This is a genomic window from Chryseobacterium daeguense DSM 19388 (genome assembly GCF_000430825.1).
In the GTDB taxonomy this organism is placed as follows: domain Bacteria; phylum Bacteroidota; class Bacteroidia; order Flavobacteriales; family Weeksellaceae; genus Chryseobacterium; species Chryseobacterium daeguense.
On the sequence record NZ_AUMT01000002.1, the window covers coordinates 1 to 19504 of the forward strand.

20 protein-coding genes are annotated in these 19504 nt (G+C 35.4%); 7 read left to right on the forward strand and 13 right to left on the reverse strand.

Going from position 1 to position 19504, the window contains the following annotated elements:
* Position 1: 1 nt before the first annotated feature.
* The 7 genes from H560_RS23730 to H560_RS0102410 form a co-directional block, all read right to left on the reverse strand.
* Positions 2 to 253 carry a transposase gene (locus H560_RS23730; RefSeq protein WP_081413913.1) on the reverse strand — a complete coding sequence of 84 codons (252 nt, stop codon included), beginning with the start codon at positions 251 to 253 and terminating at the stop codon, positions 2 to 4.
* Positions 254 to 296: 43 nt separating this feature from the next.
* Positions 297 to 1028 (reverse strand): hypothetical protein, encoded by a 732-nt coding sequence (locus H560_RS0102385; RefSeq protein ID WP_027378560.1) that lies wholly within the window; start codon positions 1026 to 1028, stop codon positions 297 to 299.
* Between the two features lie 44 nt (positions 1029 to 1072).
* Complete coding sequence (locus H560_RS23215; RefSeq protein ID WP_027378561.1) at positions 1073 to 1906, reverse strand: T9SS type A sorting domain-containing protein; 834 nt, start codon at positions 1904 to 1906, stop codon at positions 1073 to 1075.
* 53 nt (positions 1907 to 1959) lie between these two features.
* The gene (locus tag H560_RS23220) at positions 1960 to 2997 is read right to left on the reverse strand and encodes a hypothetical protein (RefSeq protein WP_027378562.1); all 1038 of its coding nucleotides are present in this window, start codon (positions 2995 to 2997) and stop codon (positions 1960 to 1962) included.
* A 50-nt stretch (positions 2998 to 3047) separates the two neighbouring features.
* Positions 3048 to 5288, reverse strand: coding sequence for a S8 family serine peptidase (locus H560_RS0102400; protein ID WP_027378563.1), 2241 nt, complete (start codon positions 5286 to 5288; stop codon positions 3048 to 3050).
* Positions 5289 to 5818: 530 nt separating this feature from the next.
* Positions 5819 to 6871, reverse strand: a complete 1053-nt coding sequence (thiL, locus tag H560_RS0102405; RefSeq protein ID WP_027378564.1) for a thiamine-phosphate kinase — start codon at positions 6869 to 6871, stop codon at positions 5819 to 5821.
* 80 nt (positions 6872 to 6951) lie between these two features.
* Positions 6952 to 7443, reverse strand: coding sequence for an acyl-CoA thioesterase (locus H560_RS0102410; RefSeq protein WP_027378565.1), 492 nt, complete (start codon positions 7441 to 7443; stop codon positions 6952 to 6954).
* A gap of 289 nt (positions 7444 to 7732) precedes the next feature.
* Here H560_RS0102410 and H560_RS0102415 point away from each other — a divergent pair, with 289 nt between their 5' ends.
* The 4 genes from H560_RS0102415 to H560_RS0102430 are packed head-to-tail and all read left to right on the forward strand — an operon-like array spanning position 7733 to position 11822.
* Entirely contained in the window at positions 7733 to 8950 is a 1218-nt protein-coding gene (locus H560_RS0102415) for a BaiN/RdsA family NAD(P)/FAD-dependent oxidoreductase (protein ID WP_027378566.1), read from the forward strand.
* Between the two features lie 16 nt (positions 8951 to 8966).
* A complete protein-coding gene (locus tag H560_RS0102420) occupies positions 8967 to 10262 on the forward strand; it encodes an alpha/beta fold hydrolase (protein ID WP_027378567.1) in 1296 nt (431 codons plus the stop codon).
* Between the two features lie 7 nt (positions 10263 to 10269).
* Positions 10270 to 10908, forward strand: a complete 639-nt coding sequence (locus H560_RS0102425) for a DUF2306 domain-containing protein (RefSeq protein WP_027378568.1) — start codon at positions 10270 to 10272, stop codon at positions 10906 to 10908.
* Positions 10905 to 11822 (forward strand): YARHG domain-containing protein, encoded by a 918-nt coding sequence (locus H560_RS0102430; protein ID WP_027378569.1) that lies wholly within the window; start codon positions 10905 to 10907, stop codon positions 11820 to 11822. The genes H560_RS0102425 and H560_RS0102430 overlap by 4 nt, the downstream gene beginning before the upstream one ends.
* Positions 11823 to 11824: 2 nt before the next feature.
* Here the strand turns inward: H560_RS0102430 and H560_RS0102435 are convergent, their stop codons facing one another.
* The 3 genes from H560_RS0102435 to H560_RS20980 all read right to left on the reverse strand — a co-directional run bounded on the left by H560_RS0102435 (position 11825) and on the right by H560_RS20980 (position 13444).
* Positions 11825 to 12202 (reverse strand): ribosomal maturation YjgA family protein, encoded by a 378-nt coding sequence (locus H560_RS0102435; protein WP_027378570.1) that lies wholly within the window; start codon positions 12200 to 12202, stop codon positions 11825 to 11827.
* Positions 12203 to 12286: 84 nt separating this feature from the next.
* Positions 12287 to 12943, reverse strand: coding sequence for a thioredoxin family protein (locus H560_RS0102440; RefSeq protein WP_027378571.1), 657 nt, complete (start codon positions 12941 to 12943; stop codon positions 12287 to 12289).
* A 12-nt stretch (positions 12944 to 12955) separates the two neighbouring features.
* Entirely contained in the window at positions 12956 to 13444 is a 489-nt protein-coding gene (locus H560_RS20980; RefSeq protein WP_034752134.1) for a TlpA family protein disulfide reductase, read from the reverse strand.
* An 80-nt stretch (positions 13445 to 13524) separates the two neighbouring features.
* On the opposite strand from H560_RS20980, the gene H560_RS0102450 reads away from it, so the two are divergent.
* Together H560_RS0102450 and H560_RS0102455 are read left to right on the forward strand one after the other, a co-directional pair.
* Positions 13525 to 13968 (forward strand): energy transducer TonB, encoded by a 444-nt coding sequence (locus tag H560_RS0102450; RefSeq protein ID WP_027378572.1) that lies wholly within the window; start codon positions 13525 to 13527, stop codon positions 13966 to 13968.
* Between the two features lie 61 nt (positions 13969 to 14029).
* Entirely contained in the window at positions 14030 to 14458 is a 429-nt protein-coding gene (locus tag H560_RS0102455; RefSeq protein ID WP_027378573.1) for an energy transducer TonB, read from the forward strand.
* Between the two features lie 52 nt (positions 14459 to 14510).
* Here H560_RS0102455 and mutS read toward each other — a convergent pair whose 3' ends face one another.
* The 3 genes from mutS to H560_RS22885 form a co-directional block, all read right to left on the reverse strand.
* On the reverse strand, positions 14511 to 17102 hold the full coding sequence (gene mutS, locus H560_RS0102460; RefSeq protein ID WP_027378574.1) for a DNA mismatch repair protein MutS: 2592 nt from the start codon (positions 17100 to 17102) through the stop codon (positions 14511 to 14513).
* Between the two features lie 143 nt (positions 17103 to 17245).
* Positions 17246 to 18118, reverse strand: a complete 873-nt coding sequence (locus H560_RS0102465; protein WP_027378575.1) for a cupin-like domain-containing protein — start codon at positions 18116 to 18118, stop codon at positions 17246 to 17248.
* A gap of 100 nt (positions 18119 to 18218) precedes the next feature.
* On the reverse strand, positions 18219 to 18380 hold the full coding sequence (locus tag H560_RS22885; protein WP_155844941.1) for a hypothetical protein: 162 nt from the start codon (positions 18378 to 18380) through the stop codon (positions 18219 to 18221).
* Positions 18381 to 18490: 110 nt separating this feature from the next.
* On the opposite strand from H560_RS22885, the gene H560_RS0102475 reads away from it, so the two are divergent.
* Entirely contained in the window at positions 18491 to 19372 is an 882-nt protein-coding gene (locus H560_RS0102475) for a bestrophin family protein (RefSeq protein ID WP_027378576.1), read from the forward strand.
* The last annotated feature ends 132 nt before the right edge of the window (positions 19373 to 19504 follow it).

Here is a 19504-nt window from a genome sequence, read left to right on the forward strand (position 1 = left end):
CTTACCCCTCTCTCTTGGAGAAGATGCCTACCGCCTTTTTTAAGATATCACGTTCAAGCTTTGTTTCTTCCAGTTCTTTGCGAAGTCTCAATAACTCTTCCCTTATTGGATCAGAGGATATTTGTTTTTCCTTGCTAAGTTTACCTTCTTTGTGAAGTTTTCGCCAATTAACGAGACTTTCTTTACAGATCCCAAATTCTTCAGCTACCGAGGATACATTGCCTCGCTGCTCACTTAAAGATACTGCTTGGATCTTAAACTATAGACTGTAATTTTTTCTGATCTTTTTCATACTCTTAAAGATAAAGAGTATAAGAATTGTGTCCTAACAAAGTTAGCAACTCCAAATTTTTCTTGTTAGAAATTCCTATTCGCAGGTTTTTTATTCTATAGCTTTGTTTTGATAAATAAGGTGTTGTAAATATTACATTATTTATTCCTTTGTTTAATGAGCTATTTGAAATTGGCTCAGACTGATGCGTCCAAATTTTATTTGAGGAAGTATTATTGCCTCCTTTTGCCGGCTTATCATTGATGACTTTACTAATATCATTATAACTTCCAAATCCATACAGCTCATACTCTAAGGTATACTGATAATCCGGATTTGTATCTTCTTTGATATCAATATTAAAAATATTATCAAATACCTGATCAATAGGATGATCTGCATCTGTACCGATTATTCCTTCTTTAATGTCTGAAATATAATATCTTACATTATTTATTGGCTCAATGTATTTTTTCGGTTTTTCTAATGCGTTTATAACCTTACTCTGAGCCTTAGGTGCAACATCAGGTTGGCTGGCCTCATTTGATCCGGCTGTTTTATTTCCAAAATCAAAGTTGTCTGATGTTATAGGTGAAGTTTCTTTTAAGTTTTTAGTTTTTATCAAATCTAAATTGTCACGCTTATTCAAATAGTTGAAATTAGCATGTGCGTGAATCTGAGACCAACAAGTTAAAAATACTATTGAATTCAGCAGTTTTGTGTGTTTTCTGAAAACACTTAATAAAGATCCTTTCATTCGATGTGTTTTTGTTTAATTACCCGAGGGAGGGCAGATAGTTATTAGTTTTTAACAATAAGTTTAAATACTTTGATTTCAGACGTAGTTTTTACAATAATTAAGTAAACACCTTCTGTTCCAAGAGTATCCTGAATTTCGTAATATTCTTTTCCTTTTTCCTGGATGGTTTTTATAAGCCTTCCTGAAGCATCGTGAATTTTTACTTCTACATTTTCTTTTTTGTCAGAAGATATTCGAATCGTAAACGTCTGTCCTTTTGGAACAGGATTAGGATAAATGACTATTCCGTTTTCTCTTTTTCTTGTAACTTTTACTGTATCAGTTTTGGTACATCCGTCTGATGTAGTAACCTTTACTGTATACTCACCAGGCTCGTAAACTGAAATATTTGGAGCACTGCTTGTGAAACCATTATCCGATGTCCAAGAATAAGATGCGTGAGAGTCCGTAATCTGTGTAGAAGCATCAAACTGGGCAGGAATTCCTGAAGCAATTACTACATCGGCACCAAGATCTAAATTGATGGAGCTAAAGTCATTGATCACAAAATCATAAGAGGTCACATTGTTATTAGCATCAGTAATAGTAAGATGATAATTCCCTATTGCTAAATTGGGAAACGACATTTGTGATGTCTGGCTGGTAATGTTTTGTACGTTTCCATTGCCTGTAAGCGCAATAGTGAAAGGAGCTTTCCCTCCTTTAATATCAAGATTAAGAGTTCCTTTAGTTACTGTACAAGTTGGCTGTAAAAGGTTATAAAGGGATAAAATTTTATCTCCTAACGCAAATGAAAAAACATCGGTACCCGATAAATCTTTGTCAAAAATTACATCTTTAAAATATACATTTTGATTTATATCCACATGATCCATTGGATAAGCTTCAACATCATTTGTATTAAAACTTCCCAGACCAGATCTGTCAATTAGAAGCCAAAGTTTCTTATCTGAAGGAATTTGTGATATAATATCTTTCGTTGAAAAAACAACTTCCGTAGGAATTGTCTGAGAATTTTCTGATGTAAATCTTGCTTTCCATTTTCTTTTAAGAAGCTTGTATCCGAAGGTTTCTGATCCCAGCTCCAATGGCTTTTATTATCCCCCCAAATCAAAAAGCTTTGGTCAGAAAACTGAGCATTGTTTGATCTGTTATCAGCTGTCAGGCTTTTCGCCGCTATCACAAGGCGCTTTTGCTCAGAAGAGCTTGTTGCCTGTTTTTGGTAAAGCGCGGAGTGCTCATCCCTAGCTATTCCTGCGATATTTGCCGGATAATCATTGTAATCCTCCTGCTTCCAGATCTTTTTATTTTTCGAGCTTAAATACTCTGTGTATGGCATTGTAATAGCGTACTTTACAGCTAAATAGGAATTTACCCTGTTTCTCTCGTTAAGAGTAAGTATTTTTTTATACGCAAAAAACTCAGGAATCTTTCCTTTAAAATTTTTCCACTGATGGTTTCCTGCGTCTTTACCTACATATAATGCAGATAGGCCGGTGTTTCCAATTACTTTTGTCACCTGGCTGGAAGGACTTCCAAATTTGGAATATAAACTAAAGGAAGCTAAAGTATCAATGATACTTGTATTTATATAATTAATCTGATCATTGTTATATCTGAATAATGTTTTGGTTCCATAATAAAGCTCTTTTTCATCAGTATTATCGGTAGTGAATAAAGCTGTTTCTGAATTTTCATTCTTATTTTGATATGCAGTAAAGAAATTCAATTTATCTGCAGTTTCTATCACAAAAGGGAATTTAAGATAATCATCAGTTCCATCAAATTCCAGACTTTCATTATAATTCAATAAAGAATAATTTGGTTTGTTGGAAGCGGCTAACGCCTGGATTTGATGCTGATTACCACTATAATCCTGGTATACAAGAGCAGGTGTCTGAAGAGAGTTTGTTTTGTACCATACACTCATCCCTCTTACTCCTCCCGGAGATTGGGCGTTCAGCACACATATAAAGAAGACCCAAAAGCTTGCTAAAATTTTTTTCATGTTTTGTTTTATTTGATTATTAGTTTTTTTGTCTCCTTGAATTCCTCAGTTTCTATTGATATCATATAAATACCTTGTTTCAAAGTTCTTGTATTTATTGTTTTGGCAAAATTTCCTTTAGGAAACTTACCTGAGCTCTGCTCTGTGTTCAATAGTTTACCCGAAGCATCATAGATTGAAATTTTCACAGAAGATTCTTTTTGCAGATCAAATCTTACATTTACCTCTTCTTTCGCCGGGTTTGGAAACAAGATAAAATTCTCGGAACTAGTAATGCTGTTTTCATTGGTAGCAAGAGCTCCTGAATCTACTCTTTGCTGTGCAATATATTTTAAGGCTGAAATGATATCGAAGCACGGTGTGATAAAAGCATGGAAACCAGAACCATGTTCAGCATGAAACCCCGTTAATAATGTGATATCTCTTGATGCAATGTATTCCACATTTTGTACTGGCGCTACAATTTTATTACTTGCAACAATTCGTTTTGCCAATATTGTCTGGCTGGTTGAAATGTCATCTGTAGGACTTACCAGAGTTTTTAAATCATCCTTATAGCAAAAATCTACATTTGAAACCACCAGAGAAAAAGCCTGGGTTCCATTTGGTAGCAGAGGAGTTGTATTTGTCTTAGGAGAGATAATAATTTTATATGTTGTTTTTTCAGGATTTTTTATATCAACCCTCTCAATTGTATCTACATCATTGGTAGAATTATTTGTAGCGGCTCCTGTTAAATTACTCATGCCTCCCAGTTTCCAGGGATAATAAGTCCTTTCCGTTCCGTTTGCATTAATTTTAATAATCTTTAGGTCCAGATCGTTAATGACATTGGGATTATTGAGATCTACAACATTATTTACTAAATTCCCTTGCGGGTCTGTCCATGAAATAGTTGCTGATAATGGCTGGGTGGTATCAAAAGGAACTACATAAAGAGTATATTTTTTTCCCTGCTCTAATGTTACTTCTTTTATTAAAGTAGATTTTTTCTCCCCGTTTATGGTCCCTTCAATATTATTATAAATTGCGGCCGAAGCTCTTTTGGCATCAGCCAGTCCCCATCCATAAATATAATCCGGTCCTTCCGTCCCTTTATCATTTGCTGTATGAGCAAGTAGTGCCCGCACGGTAGATGAGAGCATATAATTTTGTGAAGGATTTACAGATTTATAATATTGCTGGAGCAGTGTAATTATCCCGGAAACTACTGCAGCAGCTGATGATGTTCCTCTGTAAGTTCCATAGGCAGAATCATACGTTTCTATCGAAGAATAAATATTTTCTCCAGGAGCACAGATATCCGGTTTTATTCTTCCGTCATCAGACGGTCCATAGCTGCTAAAGGCCGAAATATCGAATGCTTCGTCAGAATTCATATTAACATTCTTTTTTGCAGAGGCAACTACTAAAACATTTTTTGCGACACCTGCACCTTCCAATAAATCATAGCCTCCCTTTGCTGCAACCTGAGGCACTATAGCCGGATCTGTCTCTCTGGCATTTCCTGCCGCTTTTACAATCTGAAGATAGGGTCTCAGGTACATAAGATTATCCCAGGACTGAGCAGTTATGTTATATTTCCCGAATTGATAGGTCTGCAGGTAAAGAGGATCAAAACCATAGCTGTTATTGGCAACCAATATTCCGTTGTTTCCTGGAAAATAGGCTTCGGATAACATTTCACTTACGTCATTTGTCCAGTCGTAAGCATTAATTTTTGCTCCATGCGCAATTCCTCTTGCATCAGCTTCGCCATTGTTTCCAACTAAGGTTCCCGCGATGTTTGTACTATGCCGAGAAATCGTTTGATTTTGCAAATTATCATAGCCGTTAATCTTTCCTGTCAGTAACTTATGTGTTGTTCTGGGTTTTGAGAAATCCCATTGTCCTATGAGCATATTTGTCCCGTCAATATTAAGTCCCAAACCTCCGCCGGAATAAAGATTATCTGCTTTTGTCATTTTTGCAGCTCCTGCATTTAAGGTTGTATAATACAAAGGTCTGCCTGTTTCATCAGCTCCTATTAATTGCTTATCATTCCCATTTTCATGGATGAATTCTTTATGACCTAAACTTTTAAGTCTTTGGACCTCATTTTTCTGAAGATTACTATATTGAGCCATTTTATTGCTAAATGTCAATATTGCTTTTTCTTTCGTTCTTAATGTATCTTTTGTCTGGCTATATGATGATATAAAGAACAAAACTGAAACTCCGATTAATGATCTGAGATAAATTTTGTGCATATGTGTATGGTTAAATATTGTTATATAATAAGTTGTAAGTCGTTTCAGGTGTTACCATTTTGCAAGTTTTTAATCAATTATTATTGTTTTGAAGACATTTTGTTGAACATAAGATGTAATGATATAAAGTTCCCCTAATCATTAATTCATCATATATAAAGTCATGATTAATCCCTACCTAGTCGCGTGAATTTAATTATTTTAAACTTTTGTATTGTTAGTAGCTGATTAACGAGTTTATCTGTCTGGAAACTATTTAATAAAAGCGGAAAATTGAAAACTGGAAACAGTAAAGAATTCTAATGCTAAGAAAAGAGTATTTTTATTCATCGTGTGTTTGTATTAATTCGTGCAAAAATACATTTAATTTTTAATAAGAATAATTTTTTTAAATTTTTTACTATGCGGAAAATAGTAATTCAAATTGCTAAACAAAATTTTTGATGCCGAATAAAAACTGTTTATACTTCTTTTAAAAAAAGCCAGCTTATTTAAAGCTGGCTCAATATTTAGATTAAAAATTATCCCTGCTAACTTCCCAAAAAGGCATCCCAGCCCTGTGCCGTTAGTGCCACCAATTGATTTGAGCCTCTTGCCACCATAAAATTGCCTTCCTCCTTTTCAACCGCATGTCCGATGATGGTAAAATCAGGATGATTTTTAATTTTATCAAAATCATTGGGAGAAATGGTGAATAGCAATTCATAATCCTCACCGCCGCTTAATGCCGCCATTACAGGATTCAGATTAAATTCATCGGCAGTAGTAATGGTTAAATTATCCATAGGAACCTTTTCCTCATATAATCTGAAACCTGCTTTCGACTGATCTGAGAGATGCAGGATTTCAGATGCCAGACCATCAGAAACATCAATCATAGACGTTGGTTTAATATCCAATTGTTCTAAAATTCCTTTTACATCTGTTCTTGCTTCAGGTTTCAGCTGTCTTTCAAGAATATAGTCATACCCTTCCATTTCCGGCTGCATATTTGGATCAGCCAGAAATACAGCGTGCTCTCTTTCCAAAATCTGTAATCCCATGTAAGCTCCCCCCAAATCTCCGGTAACAACAAGAAGATCATTAGGCTTTGCACCGCTTCTCCTGACTAAATTTTCTTCATTTTCAAGGCCAATTGCAGTGATGCTCATCACAAGACCTGCATTGGAACTGGTGGTATCACCGCCAATTAAATCAACTTTATATCTCTTGCAGGCAGCCTGAATTCCGGCATAGATTTCTTCCAAAGCTTCCACAGGAAAACGGTTGGAAACCGCCAGTGAAACCAGAATCTGTGTAGGAGTGGCATTCATTGCTGCAATATCGCTAAGATTGGCCACAACAGCCTTATATCCCAAATGCTTCAAAGGAACATATCCTAAATTAAAATGAATACCTTCCGCCAACACATCCGTTGTAAGGACAACCTTCTTGTTTTCAGGATTAATGACTGCTGCATCATCTCCCACCCCAAGTTCCGATGATTCATTGAACAAAGGAAAAAATTGTGTAAGATGCTTAATTAATCCAAATTCTCCCAGTTTGGAAATTGGTGTTAATTCTGGTTCTTTATCTTCAAACATATCTTTTTATTATAAGTAAATGAGTAATTGGTAATAAGTAATGCCTGAACATTAAACTTAAAACATTAATTTTAAACTCTTTAAGAGAATTCCGCAGGATTAATATTCTCCGGACGGAAAGGAAGTTTTTTAAAATCTTCTCTTATTAAAACAACCGTTTCAGGCGATTTATATTTGTTGATTGCTTCCACAACATCATCCGGCGGAGTCGTCATTTTTCTCAGCATTGTATCAATCCAAACGCCCGTAGCTTCAGCAGTTGCACAATGATCACCATCCGGAGTGTAAAATTTGTGCACAAAACGGTAAATCGAACAATCTTCCGCGCAGGCATCAATTTCCAGGCTTACAATCACGGTCTGATCAGCAAATATTTCCTTGAAAAAAGAAAACCTTTCATGCATAATTACAGGTCCTATTCCCCACCGGCTCATCTGGGTAACTCCCATTTTTTCCTGCTTCATAAAAGCCATTCTGGTTTGTGCACAATATTGTACGTAAGATGAATTTGCTAAATGTTTGTTGGCATCAAGATCACTCCAGCGTACTTCGAATTTATGGTAAAAAATCATTTAAATTTTGTTTTAAATATAAATAATAAAGTTTCTGATAAGTTCAACCACAAAAGAAGCAAAAGATTTAAATACATTACAACAAAGATTTTCAAAAACTAATGTGCTCCTAATTTTTATTGTCGAAAGGCAACTTAAATTAACTTAAATGTTTAAATCTTTTGCTTCTTTTGTGGTTAACAAATTATAAGATTTCACTTTAAAGTTCAAAAAATTATATTCTTCAAAATTACTCAAATAAGATGGTTTATAAAAATTGTAGTTTTGTAAAAATAATCTTGCGCATAAGATTAATAAAACTATGAAACAAATAATCATTATCGGAGGCGGAGCGGCAGGATTTTTCTGTGCTGCGAATCTTGACGAAAAGAAATATAAAATTACCATTCTTGAACAGAATTCAGACGTTCTTCAGAAAGTGAAAATTTCCGGAGGCGGAAGATGCAATGTAACCCATGCGTGCTTTGATGCCAGAGAATTAGTACAGTTTTATCCCCGCGGAAACAAAGAACTTCTGAGCGTTTTCACAAAATTTCAGCCCGGAGATACAATGGACTGGTTTGATCAACGAAAAGTTTCGTTGAAGATAGAAAATGACAACAGGGTCTTTCCTGAAAGCAATTCTTCCCAGACCATTATCAATACTTTCTTACAGGAAATCCAGAATAAAAATGTAGAGGTTAAAACCAAATGTTCCGTTAAAGAAATTCAAAAATTTGATGAAAAATATCTTGTTAAGACAAGTTTAGGTGACTTCGAAGCAGATTTTGTGATTTATACTACCGGAAGCTCCCCGAAATCATTGAAAATGATTGAAAGTCTGGGTCATAAAATTATTGATCTTGTCCCTTCACTTTTTACTTTTAATATTAAAGATGATTTACTGAAGGATCTGGCCGGAACCAGTTTTGAAATGGCAGAAACAGCTATTCCCAAACTGAAAACGGAAGAAAGCGGTCCGCTTTTGATTACACATTGGGGACTTTCAGGCCCGGCTATACTAAAAATTTCGGCTTGGGAAGCAATCAATCTGGCTAAAGTGAAATATAACTTTGAAATAGAGGTTAATTTTATTTCAAAAGATCCGGATGAGGCCGAAGAATTATTTCAAAATTTCAAACACTCAAATCCCAAAAAGACAATTGGGCAATCGAAGATTTTTGATATAACAAACCGCTTCTGGCAGAGAATTCTGGAAGTTTCAAATGTGGACTTAAATAAGCAGGTTGCCAATATTTCGGGAAAAGAAATGCAGGCGATTATTGGAAATTTATGCAAAAAAAAGTTTCAGGTGACCGGAAAATCAACTTTTAAAGATGAATTTGTGACGGCTGGCGGCGTAGATTTAAAAGAAATTAATTTTAAAAATATGTCTTCGAAAATTTTGCCTAACTTTTACATTGCCGGAGAAGTTTTAAATATCGATGCCGTAACTGGCGGCTTTAACTTTCAGGCATGCTGGAGTGAAGCATGGCTGATTGCGCAGGATTTGAATAAAAATTATTAACATAAAAAACAACACAATGAAAAAATTTATCCCTCTTTTCTTTTTAGCATTTTATTTTTTAGGAAATGCTCAAACCCGAACTATTATTTCTGACTGGACCTCTTACGTCTATCCTGTCAATATTGAAGATAAAAAAAACTGGGATTTCCGAGTGACAGTAAAAATCAGAAAAGGAAATGTTAACGATCTGAACTGTGCAATATGGTGCAGAATTGATAATAAGGATGATACTTATGGTTTTTTTGAGAATAAGTTTTATGATACAAAAGTAACAACCGAATGGAAAACCTATGAAATAAAAGGCACAGTAGATCCTAAAGCTCAAACTATGAATATTGGAGCCTTTGCTCAAGGTAACGGAGATTATTACTTTGATGATTTTAAGCTGGAAATGAAGAATGGGAAATCTAAATGGGAAGAAGTCCCTCTAAAAAACAGTGGATTTGAAAGCGACTTAAGCTCTAATAACGGATGGATTGAAGGTGTTTCATTAAAAAAGCCTACTCATGTAACCAATTTTACCATTTCTACTTCTGATGTTAAGCCATTTAGCGGAAAAAAGTCGCTCCTTATTAAAGGACAGAATATCATCGGAAATATGCCTAACGGAAAATTTGTGGAAGCTAATGGTGTAAAGCTATACTATGAAACATATGGAGAAGGAGAACCGGTCTTAATGCTTCACGGTAACGGGCAATCTATAAGTGCTTTCATGAACCAGGTAGAAGAATTCTCTAAAAAATATAAAGTGATAATTGTTGATTGCAGAGGAAGAGGACAATCCGGATATGACAAAACTAAAGAGCTAACTTTTGATTTGCAAACAGAAGATTTAAAGCAATTTTTAGATAAACTAAATATTAAAAAAGTAAAAATTCTTGGGTGGAGTGACGGTGGAATTCTTGCTATTACATTAGCTTTAAAATATCCCGAACTTATAGACAGGATCGCATGCTCGGGAGCAAATATCTTCCCAGAAGGAATAAATGATGATGGTCTTAAATCATTAAAAGATGCCGTTACAAACCTTATGAAAGATAACAAAGATCATAAAAATGACATCCTTATTGATCTGTATAATCTTGACCTGAAATATCCCAACCTTAAGTATGATGATTTAAAGAAAATTCATTGCCCGGCTCTAATCATTGCAGGTGATAAGGATGAAATAAAAACGGAACATACTGTGAAAACGGCAGAATCTTTACCTAAAGGACAGCTTGCCATTATTCCAAATTCAACGCATTATGTACCTGAGCTAAAGCCAGAAATTTTCAATAAACTTGTCCTTGAATTTTTCGAAAATAAATAATCTCTAAATGCTTTCCGTCAAAAGAAATATTCCATCTTTAATAAAAATCCTTTTAATCGCAGGATTCGGATATTTCTTTTGGCTGATGCTGAAAATTACTTTAGAATATATTCCTTTAAAAACGGATGTCAGCTTTTTAATGATTAAGCAGACAGAAGTCGATGAAAGAACAGAATATCTCTACTTTTTCTATACTCATGTTTACACGAGTATTTTTGTTTTATTAGCAGGATTTTTAGCAATTGTAAGAAAAGATTTTGGATTGAAAAATTTCCATAAAAATTCGGGAAAGGTTTATATTTTTCTGATTTTACTTTTTGCAGCACCGTCAGGAATTTATATGGGAATTTTCGCGAATGGAGGTTTCATTTCTAAAATATCGTTTGTAATTTTAGGATGCTTTTGGTGGTTTTCAACTTTTAAAGCTTATCAACAGGCAAGACAGAAACAGTTTATTGACCATAAAAAGTGGATGTGGCGGAGCTTTGCATTTACCTTATCCGCAGTTACTTTAAGGATGTGGAAGGTAATTATCGTCTATTTATTTCACCCAAACCCAATGGATGTTTACCAGATCATCGCATGGCTGGGCTGGATTCCGAATATTATTTTAATTGAATTTTTAATCACAAAAAAACTTATATGAAAATTTTAAAACTAACATTCATCTCCTTATTTACCATCACTTTAGCTGCCTGTAAAAAAGAGGCAAAGACTGGCGGTTCATCAAAAGACAGCCTTACCGCAAAAAAAGATTCTGTTGTTGTTCCTGAGATTTATAAGGAATATTATGGAATCTATACCGGAGATTTTGCAGGAAAAGAGATAATTACCCCGGAAATTGGTGAGCAATATGAAGGTGATGTCTACAAAAGAATATCTTTAAAAATCAACAGGATTACCAAAGACAGTGTTTATGGACAAAGCATTGTGGAAGGTAACCAGCGACCTTTCCGCGGGATTTTTAATGAAGAGTCAAAAACATTTGTTCTGGATGAGCCGGGAAGTGATAAAACGGACGGCAGATTTGAGGTAAAACTGGCAAGTGACAGCCTGAAAGGAAGTTGGACCGCCTTTAATAAATCCGCGGTAAAAGCTCCTCAAAAAACACTAAAGCTGATCAAAAAAGACTTTGTTTACAATCCCAATTTCATGCTCAGCAAAGACAATGACCTCATCGATTGGGAAAATCCAAAAGACTTTGTTGAAAAATACACTGATGAAGAAACGGGGAAAACCGAAACTTTCACCGCCTCAAAAAACAGGGTGGCTTCCGATGCTGTATTTAATTTAAATGCTTCCAAACAGAAATTAACAGAAAAAGATCTTAAAAATCTGAGAAAACTGGACATGGAAATCATTAAAAATTCAGTTTTTGCGAGACATGGATATTCTTTTAAAAAAGCAACTTACAGGAACTTTTTCGAGCAAACCGACTGGTACATCCCGGTTTCCAACAATGTTGACAATGATCTTTCACCATTGGAAAAAGAAAATGTTGCCCTTCTAAACCGTTTTATAAAGTATGCTGAAGATAAGTATGACAGCTTTGGAAGATAGTTTTATGCGCTTTTTGTAGTTTTAACCAAAATAAAAAGCAGCAGGCATCCCACTCCATAGCATAGAATATCAACCCACGAGAATGAATTTCCAACAACGATATACATCAGGCTTCCAGGCTGGAAGCCTAATTTGTCTGCAATTTTAAAATATTGTGCAAATTCAACAATACAGGAGAAAATGAAAATTCCGACAATTAGCTTTTGATCATTAACTTCCAAAAAACTTTTAATAAAAGTGTACAAAAGCATCACCACAATAACGTCTCCGAGATAGGCTCTTACAAAGAAAACGTCTTTTAATGTAGTGGCAATGAGAACTTCAACCAGGAAAATGAGTATTGTTGCAATAAAATATTTTAAACTGAATCTGAACTTCATAGATGTATTTTGGCTAAAACCGAACTGTTTTGTATTAAAAAAACGGGCTAAAGCCCGTTCCTATCATATATTTTGACAAAGATATTATTTCTTAACCTTAACTGTACATCCTATGGCAACAGTTTTTGTCATTTTTACAGGTTCATTTTTAATAAGGGCGTTTACGGCATCCTGAACGTAATATTCTGAAACATCATTTGGGTTTTCGTAATTATTATCAATTGCACCGATGTATTTTACGATGTTTTTACCGCCCTCTTTTTGAAGAAGGAAAACATGTGGCGTTTTTGTAGCACCGTATTGAGGATAAATTTTCTGGCCTTCATCCATCAGATAAGGAAATGTAAAGCCTTTTTGCTTTGCCCTTTCGATCATTTTCTGGTAGCTGTCTTCGGGCTGTACTGAAGGATCGTTCGGGTTGATTGCAATAACCGGATATCCCTGAGACTTATATTTTTTGTCCAGTTCAATGATTCTGTCTTCATATTTTTTTGCATACGGACAGTGATTGCAGGTAAAAATCACGATGAATCCTTTTGCAGATTTGAAATCACTTAAAGAAACCATCTTTCCATCAACATTTTTTAATTTAAAATCTGTCGCTGCATCACCTATTTCGTAGCCTTTAGCGGCTGCCTTGCTTTCTTTTTTCGGTTCATTTTTATCATGATTGCCTGTTGTAAAGCTTAGCAAACCAATTCCGAAGATAAAAGCTGTTATTAAAATTTTAAAATTTTTCATAGAATATGAGTTTTAAGGTAAATTTTTTACAATTGTATTATCAAGATCATCTTTGCTCATTTCACCGTCATTGAAATGCACTTTTTCTCCATTTTTATAGAAGATTGTTACCGGGATATTCCCGTCCCAGTTATTTTCAAAGCGCGGAATCCAGGTGTTCATCCTTTTGATATCATCCAACAAAATCACTTCGGCGGTAAGGTTTTTATTTTTAATGAATTTAATAACCCTTTCCTTATCCACCAGCCTGTCCAGCGAAACCAAAATCATTTTAAACTTCGGATTATCACTGTATTTTTTATTGATTTCCATGAAGTGTGGAAGTTCTTTCACACACGGAGCACAGGTTGTAGACCAGAAATTCACAACAAGAAGCTTATCTTTTTCCTGACTGATTCTTTTTTCAAGCTCTTCATATTTTACGGAAGAAACCGATGTCTGTTGAGCATTAGCAAAGCCAAAACAGAAAAACAGCAATAGTATTTTGATTAAATTCTTCATACTCAAAATTAATGAAAATATATTTCCTTTTAATTTTTTAAATATTTAAATTTCAATCTTTTATCTTTGAAAAAAATAATATGAACAAAATTCTCTTATTGTTATTTTTTATTTTCTGTAGCTGGACATTCTCTCAAAATTTACCTGAGTATAATTATAAGCCTGCACAAAAAATTCACCCCGCAATATTGGAAAGGCTGGAATTTTCTGATTATCAACCTGGTATTGCAGAAACAGTACCATTATTTCAAGGTGGAATTCATCTTTTCAGAGCAGCAATTTCTGACAAGTTTGATGCTTCCGCAATAAAAGAAAGCAACGGAAGGCTTACCACGACTTTATATTTTGTTGTTGAAAAAGACGGATCTATTTCAAAAGTCACGGCAAATGGATCAAATGGCGATTTCAATAATGAGGCGGAACGGGCCTTAAAAAGTATTAAAAGCATCTGGATCCCTGCCAAAGCTGATGGAAAGCCAATCAGATATATTTATACACTTCCACTTGCTATGAGTTTTAATTAGAGTTTTAAAGAAAAATTTCGGCGCTCTTTTTGCTTCAAAAAAGTAAATCATTTTTGTCATTATGAAGAAAATAATACTTTTTTTAGGAATTTTTTTAAGTCTTTTTACTTTTGCCCAGGAATTTAGCAACGTATCACAACTTCCGGACTACGCTGTATTAAAAACAAAAATGAAGCTTGAGGATGCAGTAACCAGAGCCGATACTGCCCCGGAATTCCCTGGCGGAATGGATGTTTTTAAACGAAAGTTTGCAGAAAGCATGGATGTGATTGATGTAAAATCCAATAAAATTGATACAAGAGTTTATTTTATTATCGAAAAGACCGGATATGTACGCTATGTGACGGCCACAGGAAGTGATAAAAAACATTCTCAGGCTGCAGAAGTGGCCATAAGGAGATTATTTGTAAAGTGGAAACCCGCTACCATTAACGGCGAACCGGTACGTTATCTTTATACTTTTCCTTTAGCTTTGAAGAAATATGATTAATTTTCATTTAGAATATAAAATATAAGTCTCAGGTTTTCCGAGACTTATATTTTTATCCCCCAATCATCTTTTTAATAGCATTCAGCTTCATTAAAGCTTCAATCGGGGTTAAAGTATTGATGTCTATTTTTGTAAGCTCTTCACGTATATTTTCCAAAACAGGGTCATCCAGCTGAAAGAAAGATAACTGCATGTTCTCCTCTGTTACCCTTTTTATAGTGTCGGTTGCTCCTGTACCCTGTCCACGGCTTGCTTCCAGTGTTTTCAGGATCTCATTGGCCCGGTTGACCACTTTAGAAGGCATTCCGGCCAGTTTCGCCACATGGATCCCGAAGCTGTGTTCACTTCCTCCGGGAATTAATTTTCTTAAAAAGATAATATTTCCTTTATTCTCCTTGATGGAAACGTGGAAGTTTTTTACCCGCTCAAAATTTACGGTCATTTCATTTAATTCATGATAATGGGTGGCAAATAATGTCTTTGCCTGCGTAGGATGCTGATGAAGGTATTCCGCGATAGCCCATGCAATGGAAACCCCGTCATACGTAGAAGTTCCCCGTCCGATTTCATCTAAAAGAATTAAACTTCTTTCGGAAATATTATTTAAAATATTCGCAGCTTCGTTCATCTCCACCATGAATGTGGATTCTCCCGCAGAAATATTATCTGTGGCTCCTACTCTTGTAAAAATTTTATCTAAAATCCCGATTTCAGCATGCTTTGCAGGAACAAAACTTCCGATCTGGGCCAATAAACAAACAATCGCAGTCTGGCGAAGAATGGCAGATTTACCCGCCATGTTCGGTCCGGTTACCATGATGATCTGCTGAGAATCTTTATCCAGGAAAATGTCATTCGGGATATATTTTTCTCCCAGCGGAAGTGCGTTTTCAATAATCGGGTGTCTTGCTTCTTTCAGGTCAATGGCAAAAGTCTCCGTTAAAACAGGCTTTGTATAGCTTTCAGAAACAGCCAGTTCCGATAGCCCGACGGCCACATCCAATTGGGCAATAATATTTGAATTTTCCTGAATCTGGTCAATATAAATCATCGTTTCCGAACAGACATTCCTGTACAGCTCATTTTCCAGAACCCCTATTTTCTCTTCTGCTCCCAGAATCTGATTTTCATATTCTTTCAGCTCTTCGGTGATGTATCTTTCGGCATTCACCAGGGTCTGTTTTCTCACCCAGTCGCTTGGAACTTTGTCTTTATGCGTATTTCGAACTTCAATATAGTATCCGAAAACATTATTAAAATCAATTTTAAGGCTGGTAATTCCTGTTCTTTCAATTTCTCTCTGGCACATTTCATCCAAAAATCCACGTCCTTTGGATTGAAGCCCCCTTAATCTGTCCAGCTCTTCTGAAATGCCTTCTTTAATGACGTTTCCTTTTGCTAAATTTACCGGAAGCTCGTCGTTCAGGTGATTTTGGAGACATTTTATTAATTCATCCTGGTCGTACAGCGGATCCAGCCACGCTAAAACATCGGCATGAGGATGAAGCAGTGCTTTAATTTTATGAATATTAATCAAGCTCTGGCGAAGATACCCTAATTCTTTAGGTGAAATTTTTTCTGCCGCCAGCTTCCCCATTAACCTGTCCAAATCTGAGATCGACTTTAACAGCTGGGAAATTTCATATTTAAGCTGATCTTTTTCGTTTAAAAAATCAATTAGAGAAAGCCTTCTGTTGATTTCGTTTACTGATTTTAAGGGTAAAATAATTCTTCGTCTCAACAACCTTCCTCCCATCGGAGTTGAAGTTTTATCGATAATATCCAGTAAAGATTTTCCCTGCGGATTGCTTGGATATACAATCTCAAGGTTTCTCAGGGTAAAATTATCCATCATCAGGAAATCTTCCTGCGGAATGATTTGGATTTTAGTGATATGAGACAATAAATTGTGATGGGTATCTTCAACCAGGTAAGCAAAAATGGCACCCGCTGCGGTGATGGCCAACGGTTGGTTTTCCACACCAAAACCTTTTAATGAATTGGTTTTAAAATGATTGGTCAGTTTTTCGTAAGCGAAATTGTACTGGAAAGCCCAGTCTTCGAGCTTAAAGGCATTTTTATTTTTAATCTGCTCCGGAATCTGAACGCTTCGCTGGTAAATAATTTCACTCGGATCAAAAGTATTGACGATATGAATTAATTTTTCCAGATTTCCCTCACTCACCAAAAATTCTCCGGTAGAAATATCCACTAGAGCAATCCCGAATTTTTCTTTTTCCTTATGCAGGGAAAGCAGGAAATTATTTTTTTTAGAATTTAGAACCTGGTCGTTGAATGTAACACCGGGTGTCACCAGCTCAGTAACCCCTCTTTTTACAATTCCTTTCACTGTTTTCGGATCTTCCAGCTGATCACAGATGGCAACCCTCATTCCGGCCCTTACCAGTTTCGGTAAATAAGAATCTACGGAATGGTGTGGAAATCCGGCCAATTCAATATGTCCTTCCCCGTTTGCTCTTTTCGTAAGAACAATTCCTAAAATCTGTGATGTTCTAACAGCATCCTGCCCAAAGGTTTCGTAAAAATCTCCGACTCTGAATAGTAAAAGTGCATCAGGATATTTCGCCTTGATGGTATTATACTGCGTCATTAACGGGGTTTCTTTCTTCGTAGCCTTTGCCATTAAAATCGTTCTTAAAATTAGGTCGGTAAAAGTATGAAATAAAATAGTAGGAGTAAAGTTTTTGAAATATTTGTCTCAATGCTTTATTTAAACCTAACGGGTTTTAAAAACCCGTTAGGTTTGGATACAGTAAAATATAGATTTTATTTATTTAAACTGTCAGCCAAAGCTTTTGAACTCTTTTTATAAGCCCATTTCTGTTTGTAATCCACCCATTTAGCTTTAAAAATCTTCCTCATTAATTTATCCGTATATCTCATAATGAAAACATGATACAGCATGCTGGCAAAAACACCGGGTTTATTCGGGAGTGCACGGAGAGACAGCGAAAATCCGGGCTCCAGATACCTGTTGAAATGCCAGAAAGCTCCTGGAATAAACAATGCATCCCCGTGTTCCATGAAAATCTCGAAACCTCTGGCATGTTTTAAAGCCGGAAATTGTTCATAATCCGGGTTCTCGTAATCTACATCATAAATTGTGTGCACAGAAAGAGGAACTTTATATAAAAACGCAGATTGTTTTTGATCAAATAACAAAATCCTTTTTTTACCCTCAAAATGAATGTGAAGAAAATCTCCCAGATCCACATCATAATGCATTAAAACATGGGCCTCACTCCCCCCGAAAAATAAAGTGGGAAGCCGCTTAAAAAATTTCATTCCCAAATCCGGATAAGTGAAATTTTTCAACAACTCCGGAAGCCTGTCTGGAATGATATAAAAGAAGATTCTTAAATCCGAAGGCCTGCTTTTTATGGTATCGATATAATCCTTCATCTTCATTTTGGTGACCGGCGCATCAGAACTTTTTGAGGCATCGGCAGGCTTGTTATCATATAAAGGCACTTCCTGTTCACCCGCTTTTTCTCGGATAAAATCAAAATTCCATTTGTCAAAAGCTTCCCAACGGCTCGCAAAATTCTTTATTAAAAGAGGCTTATGCTTCTTAAAATAGTTTTTCTGAAAATCTTCTTTACTAATATCTTGTACAACATCTACGTTTTCGAGAATCATGTGTTTTGTATTTAATGCGAAATAAAAGTAATGCTTTTTTGAAATTCAGAAAAATTTAAACGTTAATATTCGGTATAGGTTTCCATTAAGTAAATTATCCTTAACTCAAAAAATACAGTAAAACCGAAATGATCCCTCCGAAAATAAGCACTGCACAGCCCTGCGGATTTTTCGATCTTCTTTTTCTCCCGAATGTACTTACAAAATGTCCGCTTACCCATTTTCCGTCTCTTCTGAAGTGTCCTTTTCTGTAATATCCCATTTTTGTATTAATTTTTTAACAAAGAAAGTGTGATCGAGATAATTAAATTTATGGTTTCTCGTAAAGCAGGGATAAAATGAAAAATTTATATTTGTACTACTAACGAGTTTATGAAAGCCTACAATACAAAACATTTCCTGAAAATTCTTTTCAGCCTGCATACAAGTGACACCCTGAAAATCCTTTTTCCTTCCATGATCGTGGTAGGATTATACTCTTGGGGAATAGAATTTCTGGAGGTGGAATATCTTCACCTTTCTTCAAAATCTCCCATCAGTAATGTAAGTCTTATCCATTCTTTGCTGGGGTTTGTGCTTTCTTTACTCTTGGTTTTCAGAACGAATACAGCGTACGACCGTTGGTGGGAAGGCAGAAAGCTTTGGGGAAAATTAGTAAATGACACCCGGAATTTTGCCATTAAAATAAATTCTATTCTTGAAAATGACAGACAGGATGCGGAACAGATCGCCCGTTACCTCAAGTATTTTCCACATTTTTTAGCGAAGCATCTATCGAAAGAATCCACCAGACTGGCTCTGGACGAAGATTATTCTGAAATCGAAGAATATATAAAGCATCATGGCCCAAGCGAAATTGTTATCCTTTTAACCCATAAATTAAACCAGTTAAAAAAAGAAGGAAAAGTTTCAGATATTGAAATGCTGTATCTTGACAGTCAGCTTTCCGGCTTTCTGGAAGTTTGCGGTGGCTGTGAAAGGATCAAAAATACCCCTATTCCTTATTCTTATTCTTCTTTCGTGAAAAAGTTTATTATTCTTTATGTGTTGGCGCTGCCTGTGGCGTATGTAGTTTCTATTGGATTTTTTATGATTCCGCTTACGGTTTTTGTGTATTATGTTCTGATGAGCCTTGAAATCATTGCTGAGGAAATTGAAGATCCGTTCGGTAATGACGAAAATGATATCCCGATGGAAACCATTGCACAAAATATTGAACGAAGTGTGCACCAGATTATGGGCCTGAAAAAGTAAAAAAAAAACAATCCTTTTTCTTTTATTATTTTACTAATTTTTTAGACTTTTTTTAAAACAAAAAGTTCTGTATAAGTGTTTGACAATCAACATAAACAAATGTGTAATTCGTCATAAAACTCTTGCTTTGTG